The 9887-nt window shown below is 47.7% G+C and carries 15 protein-coding genes; 13 read left to right on the plus strand and 2 right to left on the minus strand.

Annotated elements, in window-relative coordinates; translation table 11 throughout:
• Nucleotides 1–66 precede the first annotated feature (66 nt).
• The 7 genes from ACSZLD_RS10450 to ACSZLD_RS10480 all read left to right on the plus strand — a co-directional run bounded on the left by ACSZLD_RS10450 (nt 67) and on the right by ACSZLD_RS10480 (nt 5299).
• Nucleotides 67–360 (plus strand): hypothetical protein, encoded by a 294-nt coding sequence (locus ACSZLD_RS10450; protein ID WP_377910705.1) that lies wholly within the window; start codon nt 67–69, stop codon nt 358–360.
• 32 nt (nt 361–392) lie between these two features.
• On the plus strand, nt 393–884 hold the full coding sequence (locus tag ACSZLD_RS10455; RefSeq protein WP_377910704.1) for a hypothetical protein: 492 nt from the start codon (nt 393–395) through the stop codon (nt 882–884).
• Nucleotides 885–994: 110 nt separating this feature from the next.
• Nucleotides 995–1144, plus strand: a complete 150-nt coding sequence (gene rpmG, locus ACSZLD_RS10460; RefSeq protein ID WP_168006422.1) for a 50S ribosomal protein L33 — start codon at nt 995–997, stop codon at nt 1142–1144.
• A gap of 99 nt (nt 1145–1243) precedes the next feature.
• Nucleotides 1244–1789: a 5-formyltetrahydrofolate cyclo-ligase gene (locus ACSZLD_RS10465; protein ID WP_444685126.1), complete on the plus strand. Its 546-nt coding sequence runs from the start codon at nt 1244–1246 to the stop codon at nt 1787–1789.
• On the plus strand, nt 1786–2550 hold the full coding sequence (locus ACSZLD_RS10470; RefSeq protein ID WP_444685127.1) for a DUF92 domain-containing protein: 765 nt from the start codon (nt 1786–1788) through the stop codon (nt 2548–2550). The genes ACSZLD_RS10465 and ACSZLD_RS10470 overlap by 4 nt, the downstream gene beginning before the upstream one ends.
• A 95-nt stretch (nt 2551–2645) precedes the next feature.
• Nucleotides 2646–3605 carry an L-lactate dehydrogenase gene (locus tag ACSZLD_RS10475; protein WP_444685128.1) on the plus strand — a complete coding sequence of 320 codons (960 nt, stop codon included), beginning with the start codon at nt 2646–2648 and terminating at the stop codon, nt 3603–3605.
• A gap of 104 nt (nt 3606–3709) precedes the next feature.
• On the plus strand, nt 3710–5299 hold the full coding sequence (locus ACSZLD_RS10480) for a rhomboid family intramembrane serine protease (RefSeq protein WP_444685129.1): 1590 nt from the start codon (nt 3710–3712) through the stop codon (nt 5297–5299).
• A gap of 32 nt (nt 5300–5331) precedes the next feature.
• Here the strand turns inward: ACSZLD_RS10480 and ACSZLD_RS10485 are convergent, their stop codons facing one another.
• Nucleotides 5332–5736, minus strand: a complete 405-nt coding sequence (locus ACSZLD_RS10485; protein WP_377910699.1) for a YueI family protein — start codon at nt 5734–5736, stop codon at nt 5332–5334.
• Between the two features lie 143 nt (nt 5737–5879).
• Between ACSZLD_RS10485 and ACSZLD_RS10490 the strand changes: the two genes are divergently transcribed.
• The 4 genes from ACSZLD_RS10490 to ACSZLD_RS10505 all read left to right on the plus strand — a co-directional run bounded on the left by ACSZLD_RS10490 (nt 5880) and on the right by ACSZLD_RS10505 (nt 8346).
• The gene (locus ACSZLD_RS10490; RefSeq protein WP_377910698.1) at nt 5880–6074 is read left to right on the plus strand and encodes a YqgQ family protein; all 195 of its coding nucleotides are present in this window, start codon (nt 5880–5882) and stop codon (nt 6072–6074) included.
• Between the two features lie 76 nt (nt 6075–6150).
• Entirely contained in the window at nt 6151–7122 is a 972-nt protein-coding gene (locus ACSZLD_RS10495) for an ROK family glucokinase (protein WP_377910697.1), read from the plus strand.
• Nucleotides 7123–7129: 7 nt separating this feature from the next.
• A complete protein-coding gene (locus ACSZLD_RS10500) occupies nt 7130–7669 on the plus strand; it encodes a hypothetical protein (RefSeq protein WP_377910696.1) in 540 nt (179 codons plus the stop codon).
• Nucleotides 7666–8346 carry a hypothetical protein gene (locus ACSZLD_RS10505; protein ID WP_444685130.1) on the plus strand — a complete coding sequence of 227 codons (681 nt, stop codon included), beginning with the start codon at nt 7666–7668 and terminating at the stop codon, nt 8344–8346. The genes ACSZLD_RS10500 and ACSZLD_RS10505 overlap by 4 nt, the downstream gene beginning before the upstream one ends.
• A gap of 18 nt (nt 8347–8364) precedes the next feature.
• Here the strand turns inward: ACSZLD_RS10505 and ACSZLD_RS10510 are convergent, their stop codons facing one another.
• Nucleotides 8365–8550 (minus strand): DUF2759 domain-containing protein, encoded by a 186-nt coding sequence (locus tag ACSZLD_RS10510; RefSeq protein WP_377910694.1) that lies wholly within the window; start codon nt 8548–8550, stop codon nt 8365–8367.
• Nucleotides 8551–8725: 175 nt separating this feature from the next.
• Between ACSZLD_RS10510 and ACSZLD_RS10515 the strand changes: the two genes are divergently transcribed.
• Both ACSZLD_RS10515 and ACSZLD_RS10520 read left to right on the plus strand, forming a co-directional pair.
• A complete protein-coding gene (locus ACSZLD_RS10515) occupies nt 8726–9364 on the plus strand; it encodes an MBL fold metallo-hydrolase (protein WP_377910693.1) in 639 nt (212 codons plus the stop codon).
• Nucleotides 9365–9539: 175 nt separating this feature from the next.
• Nucleotides 9540–9887: transposase (locus tag ACSZLD_RS10520; RefSeq protein ID WP_444685131.1), on the plus strand; the 348-nt coding region annotated here is incomplete at its 3' end.

Genomic DNA, 9887 nt, shown 5'->3' on the forward strand with positions numbered 1-9887 from the left:
TCTTCGCTATAATAGATAACGGTTTTGCACAACACCTACAATTAAATCGTAAAGGATGACCGATGTATGTGGATTTTGATTGGCGTTTTTTCTCTATCTGCGCTGTTTTTCGCGGTAGCATTTTTCAAAAAAGATCCTTACAAACAGCTGGATCGGCAGCTCGAGCAGCAGTCTATTCAAATGATGCAGGAAGTATACTTACTTAAAAAGAAAATTGAACAGCTTGAAGCGCGTCTTGATGGTCCTGATGTTTCCAGAGATGAGCTGCTTACTTTACAGGAAAAGGGTCATTCTCCAGAATCGATTTCGCATAAAACGGGAGTTTCTGTAAAGGATATCGAACGAATTCTTGCAGGATAAATGTACGCTTAAGGCAGAGAGGGTTTCTACTAATGACGAACGATTTCTATAAAGGTGCTGGCTTTATTACCTTTGCGGCTGGTATTTTTTTAGCGGTTAACATGTATTTGTCGACGGATTGGATATCTCCGTCAACAGAACAGGGAAATGACGAAACAGAAACGGAAGAATTAGCAGCTGAGCCTGCGCCAGACGAGGAGTTAACAGCTTCTATGGAAGCGGAGCTTGAACAGCTTCGTAACGAACTTGCCGAGGCAGAAGAAGCGAATGCCATGCTGCAGGAAGCTGATCACGAGCCTGGGGAAGAGCGAATCATCGCTTTCTTAACAGTAGAGTCAGGTATGACAACGAGTGACGTAACCGACTTTTTAGTCCAGACAGGGCTGGTCGAAGAGGAGAGCGAATTCCGCGACCAATGGAGAGAGAGCGGCAGAGAAGAGCTGCTGCAGCAGGGAAGGTTTGAACTGAATAGCAGCATGGAGTACTTAGAAATGATTGAAACCTTTACCTCTTCCCCATCCTGAGCTTAAAATTTGTATAAAGGAAAATTCCTTTACGGATTCTCTTGATAAGTGAAAAGGAGTCTGCTATTATTTTATGGTATGAGTAAAAATGAGTTTGGAGGGGTATTAACATGCGTGTACAAGTGACTCTTGCCTGCACTGAGACAGGTGACCGTAACTATATTACGACAAAAAATAAGCGTACAAACCCGGACCGTATGGAACTGAAAAAGTACAGCCCGCGTCTTAAGCGCCACACGCTTCACCGTGAAACGAAGTAACGGCTGAAACGGACCCGGATTTTCCCGACAGGGAAATCCGGGTTTTTTTATGCGATAATCGTTCACATAGTTCTTTAGTGGAGGAAAGGTGTGAAGAATATGGATAAAGCTCAACTGAGACAAGAGATGAAGGCAGCGCGCCAGAAAATGCCGGCCGATTCTCGGATGGGATTCGACCGCCAGCTGCAGCAGAGCCTTTTTCAGCATCCTTGCTGGATTGAGGCGAAGACTATCGGCCTCACTATTTCTGTCGGGACGGAGACGGATACAGCAGGAATTTTCAAGCGCGCGTGGCTGGAAGGAAAGCGTACGGCGGCGCCTGTAATCGAAAGGGGCGAGATGGTATTCCGCGGCTTTTCGAACAAAAGTGAACTGAAGAAAGCTTCTTTTGGCTTGCTTGAACCAGCCGCAGGCGAAGCGGTCTCAAAAGATATGCTGGATCTCTTGATCGTGCCGGGGCTTGCTTTTAATGACAGCGGATACAGGCTTGGCTATGGCGGGGGTTATTTTGATCGATATTTGATTGATTATAAAGGATGGACAGTTTCACTCGTTTATCCATTTCAGCTTGTAGAGTCGCTGCCTGTTGAATCGTTTGATGTACCGGTAGAAAAACTTCTCATCGCCGCGGAAGAAAAAACATGATGACGATCCTCGCAGCGTGTCTGGCTGCTGCAGGCGCATTTGCAGGCGGGCTGCTTACAGGAAGCGGTCTGGCTGCGTCTCTTGCCGTCGGTATTTCGGTGTCGCTGGTTGGCTGGAACGGTCTATTTTTGCTTGGTTTTTTCTTCGGGTCCTCCTACCTGCTGGAGCGGCTGTTTCGTCCTGCTGAAGAAGTGGAGGCCAAAGGGTCAAGGCGTGATGCCGTCCAAGTGGCTGCGAACGGAGGTGCGGCTGCTGTCGCAGGTCTCGTTTACAGTGTTTTTCCTGCTGCATTCATCATGGCCGCATTTGCAGCATCGTTAGCTGCTGCAACGTCCGATACGTGGGCGTCTGCAGCTGGTAAACGTACGGCGGGGACTGCAGTGCTTATCATTTCCCGTAAACGGGTAAAGGCTGGAGTATCCGGAGCAGTCACTGCGAAAGGTTCAAGCTGGGCTTTTGGAGGTGCTGTATTAACTGCGGCTGCAGCATATCTGCTGTTTGCAGATATAACCGCCCTGCACGCTTTAATCATTGCTGCAGCGGGGTTCACAGGCCAGCTGATTGACTCTGCAGTCGGCGAAAAACTGCAGCTTCTCTATACCTGCCCCGTTTGCGGTGAAGCAACTGAAAAAGAGCAGCACTGCGGGAAACCGACCTTTGTGATTAAAGGCATACGCGGTATAAATAATGACGCTGTGAACATGATTGCTACCTGCAGTGCCGCGTTTCTAGCCGGCTTTTGTGTCTTGTTGTTCACATAAGAAAAAGCAAATGCTATTTATCCGCTTCTCAAAACGACCAGCATCCGGTATAATTAATTGTGAAGAAATTCACAATACTGAAGGGGGTCATCGTCATGACAATTTCAAAAGGACCTTCCCGCGTCGTCGTGATCGGGACTGGATTTGTAGGTTCCAGCTATGCGTTTTCGTTAATTAACCAAAATATCACGGATGAGCTTGTACTGATCGATTTAAACAAAGAAAAAACAGAGGGAGACGTTATGGACCTGAACCACGGCGTTCCATTTGGCGCTCCTACAAAAGTGTGGGCAGGAACATATGCAGATTGCAAAGAGGCAGATATTGTTGTGATCACAGCTGGGGCAAATCAGCAGCCTGGCGAAACAAGGCTGGATTTGATAGAAAAAAATGCTGCTATATTTAAGTCGATTGTTGATAACGTGATGGGTGCTTCATTCGATGGCCTGTTTTTAATTGCAACTAACCCGGTAGACGTGCTTTCATACGCAGTTTGGAAATACTCCGGGCTGCCGATGGAACGCGTCATCGGATCTGGAACGATTCTCGATACTGCAAGATTCCGTTTCATGCTTAGCGAGTATTTTCAGCTCGATGTTCGTAATGTGCATGGCTACATCATGGGTGAGCATGGGGATACTGAACTTCCGGTATGGAGCCAGACGCGAATAGGCTCCGAACATATCGACCGGTACATGAGTAAGTATAAGCCGGAGGGAACGCAGGAGGATTTAGACACTATATTTATAAACGTCAGAGATGCGGCATATCACATTATTGAGCGCAAGGGGGCAACCCATTATGCAATTGCAATGGGCCTTGCTCGGTTGACTAAAACGATCTTAAGAAATGAGCATTCTATTTTAACAGTTTCCACGCTTCTGCAAGGGGAATATGGGCTGCATGATTTGTATATCGGAGTCCCTGCGGTCGTGAGCCGTAAGGGGATCGAACGGATCGTAGAGATTGATCTTTCAGAAACAGAGGAAAAACAGCTCAAACATTCTTCTGAAGTCCTGAAGCAGGCAATGAAGCCTGTATTTCATGTACAATAATAAATAGAAGGCGGATGTCCTGCTGCACCCCCATCCTGGACGGGTGGGGGTTCCATACGATGTTCGCACGATAGATAAAGAGTCAGGGTGAAGGGGGGCTGAGCATGGATGCGCTGCAGGCAGAAATACAGTTTTGGGAGCTGGCTGATCACCTTTCCGGATCGGAAGGATTAAACATTGTGCATGTTAATGAAGACGGTCCGATTGTTTGGATGGAAGATGATAGAAAAAAGCCCGGCTCTGTGATTCGTTTGCAATTAAAAAGCTACGATTGGAGCAGGCAGCTTCGCAATGATATAAACCGGACCTATGAATCAGCGAAAACGGTTCGCAAACGATTGAAAATGCGTTCGGCGAACGTGATTAATGTGATCCTCGCTCCATTTACTCCCGTAGACAGCTATGAAGAAGATGTTTCAAAGCCGCTTCCGCTTACTGCAGGTGGTAAAAATCAGATGAGAACCATACTGATCCCTTCATCTGAGCTCGAAGAGAAGCTGTTTCCGTTAGCAGTTGAATGGAAGCTTGAGCATATGCCTGATTTCTCAGGAGCAGGAGCTGCAGATGATCACGAGATGTATGTCAAACAGCTGAAGCAGCGTGTGAAGAAACGATATGAGACGCGTCAAAACGAAGCGAAAGAAGTGTTCTTTTATGGAAAGCCGCGACTAACCTTTTTCCTGCTTGCCTCCATTGCGGCTGTTTTTCTGCTTATGGAGCTGGAAGGGTCTTCTATGAGTACCCTTACGCTGATTGAATTTGGAGCAAAATTTGATCCGCTTATACTGGAAGGGGAATGGTGGCGATTCTTTTCAGCTATGTTCCTGCACATCGGCATGCTCCATCTGTTTATGAACTCATTGGCGTTGTTTTATCTTGGAACAGCCGTCGAACGGATTTTTGGCACAGCCAGGTTTGCCTGGATTTATTTTGCGGCCGGCCTTGCCGGGTCACTGTCGAGCTTTGTCTTTAATGACAATATATCGGCCGGTGCCAGCGGAGCAATTTTCGGCTTGTTCGGGGCGCTGCTCTATTTTGGCGTCAGAAATAAAAAGCTTTTTTTCAGGACATTTGGAACGAGCATTCTGGTGATTCTCGTCATTAACATTGTATTCGGTTTCAGCGTGCCTATGATTGACAACGGTGCCCACCTTGGCGGACTGGCAGGCGGGTTTCTCGCAGCCTCAGCAGCAGGTCTGCCAAACAGACAGGGAAGCTGGCTGCGCCCTGCAGGTCTGCTCACGATGGCTGCAGCCGGGAGTATCCTCGTGGCTGTCGGCTTCGGACAAGAAGCAGATGGCAGCCAGCTTCAAGCGGTATACTATGAACTTGGAAGAGAGTCGGTAGAGGCAGAGCAGTTTGATCAGGCTGAGGAGTATTTAACGACCGCACTGTCTTTTGATCCTCCGGAAAACGGACCAATCCCGGCAGATGTGCTGCTGCCAAATGCATATTTTCTGCTAGCGTATGCACAAATTCAGGAAGAGCAATATGAGCAGGCTGAAGAAAATCTGGAGCAGGCGACCGCGCTCCGCGATGATTTCCACGAAGCATTTTACAACCTGGCGCTGCTCCAGTACGAGCGCGGGGAATATGAACTGGCACTGGAATCAATTGATCGTGCGATTGAAGTGAGAAACGAGGAAGACTATGTGGAACTGCGGGATCAAATCACCGGTTCGTCCGAGATATGATTCCGCTTTTTTGACATCGTCAATCGTACATATCACCGGTCGGCTTCTTCCATATCCTGATCGAAAATGTCATCCTCAATATAAATGGAAGATGTATGAACAGGCTTATATTGGGACGTGAGTACAATTCCCAGCGGTGTTGAGTGAAAGTCATTGTGAACGGTGAATGGCACGTTAAGTCTGCCGGCCTCTTTTACATAATTGCTGTAAGATGTGTAGGGCAGATTCCCATTGATCAGAAGCCTGATATCGGAGTGACGCTTCATCAGCTCGACGGCTTCATCATACATTCCTGCTTTATAAACCTGGCCGTTGGTCAATGCCAGATATACCCGTTCTGCAAACGTACCTAGAAACAGATGCTTTTCTTCTGGACGAAGCTCAGGCTTTCCATATATACCTTCTTTTATGATTTGTGCTAATTTAGTGTCGTTCATGAGTAAATCCTCCAATTTGTGAAATACTGATCAAACTAATCATATCATGCTTTATGAGATTATTCAATGCTCTATTCAAGGAATCCAACCGTGAACGTGAATACAGAATCTGATATAATGACACTGGTCAGGAGGGGTGAACGTTGACGTATGCGGAACTGCTTTCCCATCTACGCACATACCACATGATTGTTTATACTGGCGATGCCAGAGCCGATCTCGAGATGATAGCAGATGAACTGAAGGAACAATATCAACTAGGTATTATTGATAGCGATTTTTATCGGGAGGCGATGCAGGCAGTCTACGAGAAGAGAAATCGGCTGTCAACAACATAGATGCAGTTTCCTGCTGAAGAAAAAATACACGACAATACATATACAGATTTTCTGTTTAAAAGAGAGGGGAATACGGATGGGAAAGTTAGAGTCATTGGTAGCGGGGATAGATGTAGGAGGAACGACGGTGAAAATAGCCCTGATTGATCAGGAGGGCACCATTCATCAGAAATGGGAAATTCCTACGAATCAGCAGGCGCAAGGTGCCTATATTATGGAGGAGACTGCGGCTTCTATTAAGGCGAAATTAAAACAGGATAATCTGTCGATTGTTGCAGCTGGCGTGGGGGCACCCGGCTTCATTGATGTTGAGCATGGCATCATCACCGAAGCAGTTAATGTCGGATGGAAAGACTATGCACTAAAACAGGAGCTTGAAGCGCTCCTGCATGTGCCGGTCGTAGTCGATAACGATGCTAACCTCGCTGCCGGGGGTGAAAAATGGAAAGGCTCCGGCGCCGGGGCGTCTAATTTGCTTGCCGTCACGCTTGGAACGGGCGTCGGCGGAGGCATAATTGCCGGCGGAGAAATCATTCACGGCGAATTCGGCATGGCTGGTGAGATCGGACACATTCAATCTGTCCGGGAAAACGGAGCACGCTGTAACTGTGGGAAGAACGGCTGTCTTGAAACGGTTTCTTCGGCAACTGGCATAGCTCGGCTGGGACTGGAGAAAGTGCAAACAGAACGCCGCGGGTATCTGCAGGAACGATTAGCCGAACAGGGAACGATTTCTGCCAAGGATGTACTGGATGGTGCCCGTGCAGGTGATCCGGACGCAGAAAGTGTTTTTGAAGAAGCAGCGGAGCACTTAGGCTTTGCGCTTGCTAATCTCTGTAACTCATTAAATCCTGAAGTGATAGTCGTCGGTGGAGGTGTATCTAAGGGAGGAACGTTTCTGACAGATGCTATTTCCCGTCATTTTAAGCGGTTTGCCATACCGGTAATCGGTGAAAAGACGAAAATACACCTTGCCGTGCTCGGTAATGATGCAGGTGTGATTGGTGCAGCATGGTTAGCATCTAAAACGTTCTTGAAAGGGGCATGACAGCTTTATGAAGGGGAATAAAACAGTTATCTTTCTGCCTCTTGCCGTCATGGCTATGCTTTTCGTATTTGGTTATGTGTCGATGAGCGGAACAGGCGGATTTACAAACACCGATCTGGAAGAAAATCTGGAGCTTACGGTTCGCCAGGAGGCGCCGCTTCAGCTGAACTGGCAATGGGGAAGTTTTCCGGAGGATGGAATCGCAGGGCAGGATTATGTAGAAATTATCTCTGAATCGGAGCCTGATTCGGTCAATCTGACACTTACGCACGGTGATGAAACGCTGTACGAAAGCAGCTCCTGGTTTCAGACAGAGCATGGTTTTGCGGTTGCGTTTCCAACCTATACAGATGGTGAACAGATAATCGGAGCTCTCGGCCAGGTAGAGTTTGGCGGAATGGAACCAGAAATGATGGATGAAGTTCGTTATCATCATACGTGGGCTGACGCAGAAATAGACGAAGATACTCCTGATCTGGAAGCGGAGCTTGCCGATTTGCTTCCAGCTAATTCCTGGACGAAGCGGCTATCGGGGGAGGAGCTGTGAAAATCTCTGGGCTGTCACACGCCAGAGGTATTTTCTTTATTGGTCCAACAAGTATCTCGGAGGTAAAAGATTCGACGGTCTATGAGCCTGTAAAAAAAACAGCTCTATGGCAGTTGGAGCTGTTAATGAAGGCATGGCGGAGCCTCTCGCTGCCGTTCCAGGCCGCTATCCTGCTGCCGACAGCTGTTTTTCTCACGGCAGGAGTGTGGCAGCAGGAATGGTTCTGGCTGCATGCTGCGATCCTTTATCTAATCTCGTTTCATTTCTGGTTTCCTCAGCAGCTGAGGCGCTATCACGGTGCAGAGCATATGGCATTTACAATTCGCAGACAGCGGCTGCCGCAGGCAAAATGGATGGAAGCCGACGTACGAAACGCCGGCTGTTCCACTGCTCCTGCCTTTACGGCATGCCTGTATCTTGCTGTGCTGCTGCCAGTGCACGGTCTTGAAATGCACGGTTTTCTGCTCATTGCAGCTGCACTCGGAGCGGCCCTGCTCACAGAACTGCTGCGAAGGCGCTTTCCTGAGCGCTTGTTCTTTCTCACGCGGGTCTCAGGCAGCCTGCAGAAGAATGCTACAACAGCACTTCCAAATCAGGCTGCTGTGGCGTGTGCGGTGGAAAGTCTTGAAAAATTAATAAACTGCGAAAAAACACCGGTCAGCGCGAAATCGCGCTAACCGGTGTCTGTCGTAGCGTCAGGCAACAACGCCGCCGCCGCCTGTAAAGATGACTGCAAAAAGTGTACGGACAGAGAACCATCCAAATACGGCTACTGAAACAAAGGCAAATCCAGCTCCAAACACATTTTTGCGCTTCATCTCTTTAATCATGCCAAGTAAAGATAAAATAGTAACACCAAGAGTTATGAGTCCAAGAAACATGCATGTAACCTCCTTCTCGCAAGCTGACAATAAATATGTAGCAGCCTGAAAATACGAAACTGCTTCCATATTTTATTTTACTTTTTTTCTGCAGATTTGTCGAGAGAAGTCTTGCATTTCCATCGGGCGTAAAGGAGAATGTGACAATACATTGACAATAATGGAGGGAATCGATATGAAAATTGAACAGCTGCCACTCGGTGCGCTGCAGACAAATTGTTATATTATCTATGAGAAAAGCAGTGCAATCGTCGTAGACCCGGGCGGTAATTTTGACCAGTTGAATAACCGGATTCACGAGCTTGATGTCACTGTTCAGGCTATTCTGCTGACACACGCCCACTTTGATCATATTGGTGCTTTACAGGAAGCCGCAGATACGTGGAATTGTCCGGTTTATCTGCACGAAGCTGAGAAGGAGTGGCTTGGAGATCCGGATAAAAACGGTTCATCTAAGTTTCCAGGTATCGTTCATGTCACTGCCTCAGAAGCAGACGTGCTCTGGACAGATACCGGAGATAAAAGCGTAGGAGATTTCAAATTCGTTCTCATGCACACCCCTGGCCATTCTCCCGGAAGCGTAACGTATTACTTCCCGCAGCTTCAAACAGCTGTTTCAGGTGATGTTCTGTTTAAAGGTGGAGTAGGCAGGACAGATTTATATGAAGGTGATCACGACTTACTGATGGAGACCATTCATGAGACGATGCTTTCCCTGCCGGAGGACACGAAGGTTTTAAGCGGACACGGACCGGAAACGGTAATTGGTATTGAAATGGACACGAACCCTTTTATTAACGGATTCGGCTGGTAGCCGACAATAATAAAACAATAAAAACCACCCGGCATGAACGGGGCCACTGAAAAAGTCCTTGATGAAGACTAGAAACGTCCTTGTGGACGTTTTTGGTCTTCTTTATCTTTTTTGCTCCCTTTTTCCCAGATGATCGTCTATACTTAGTTTACTACTTGGAAAGCGGGTGGCGACCATGCTTCGTCGACAATCATCGGTGCCGCTAAGTCCGTATCTGGCCCTCTATGACCTCCTGATCCCGAAGGATCACATGCTCCGCCGTATGCAGGAGCTCGTCGACTTTTCGTTTGTGTATGAGGAACTGCAGGAGAAGTACTGCCCCGACCATGGCCGACAGGCCATTGATCCTGTCCGCATGTTTAAATACCTCCTGCTTAAAACGATTTATGATCTATCCGATGTCGATCTGGTCGAACGGACGAAGGTCGACATGTCCTTTAAATTCTTTTTAGATATGGCTCCGGAAGAAGATGTGATTAACCCCAGTTCCCTCACCAAATTTCGCAAGCTGCGGCTGCAGGAC

The sequence above is a fragment of the Alkalicoccus luteus genome (genome assembly GCF_052061695.1).
GTDB lineage: Bacteria > Bacillota > Bacilli > Bacillales > Salisediminibacteriaceae > Alkalicoccus > Alkalicoccus luteus.

Excerpts from the sequence above, each read along its gene's own strand:
- ACSZLD_RS10475 (WP_444685128.1), top strand. The coding sequence starts at position 2,646 with ATGACAATTTCAAAAGGACCTTCCCGCGTCGTCGTGATCGGGACTGGA.
- ACSZLD_RS10450 (WP_377910705.1), top strand. The coding sequence starts at position 67 with ATGTGGATTTTGATTGGCGTTTTTTCTCTATCTGCGCTGTTTTTCGCG.
- rpmG (WP_168006422.1), top strand. The coding sequence starts at position 995 with ATGCGTGTACAAGTGACTCTTGCCTGCACTGAGACAGGTGACCGTAAC.
- ACSZLD_RS10465 (WP_444685126.1), top strand. The coding sequence starts at position 1,244 with ATGGATAAAGCTCAACTGAGACAAGAGATGAAGGCAGCGCGCCAGAAA.
- ACSZLD_RS10455 (WP_377910704.1), top strand. The coding sequence starts at position 393 with ATGACGAACGATTTCTATAAAGGTGCTGGCTTTATTACCTTTGCGGCT.
- ACSZLD_RS10480 (WP_444685129.1), top strand. The coding sequence starts at position 3,710 with ATGGATGCGCTGCAGGCAGAAATACAGTTTTGGGAGCTGGCTGATCAC.
- ACSZLD_RS10470 (WP_444685127.1), top strand. The coding sequence starts at position 1,786 with ATGATGACGATCCTCGCAGCGTGTCTGGCTGCTGCAGGCGCATTTGCA.
- ACSZLD_RS10515 (WP_377910693.1), top strand. The coding sequence starts at position 8,726 with ATGAAAATTGAACAGCTGCCACTCGGTGCGCTGCAGACAAATTGTTAT.
- ACSZLD_RS10495 (WP_377910697.1), top strand. The coding sequence starts at position 6,151 with ATGGGAAAGTTAGAGTCATTGGTAGCGGGGATAGATGTAGGAGGAACG.
- ACSZLD_RS10500 (WP_377910696.1), top strand. The coding sequence starts at position 7,130 with ATGAAGGGGAATAAAACAGTTATCTTTCTGCCTCTTGCCGTCATGGCT.
- ACSZLD_RS10510 (WP_377910694.1), bottom strand. The coding sequence starts at position 8,550 with ATGTTTCTTGGACTCATAACTCTTGGTGTTACTATTTTATCTTTACTT.
- ACSZLD_RS10485 (WP_377910699.1), bottom strand. The coding sequence starts at position 5,736 with ATGAACGACACTAAATTAGCACAAATCATAAAAGAAGGTATATATGGA.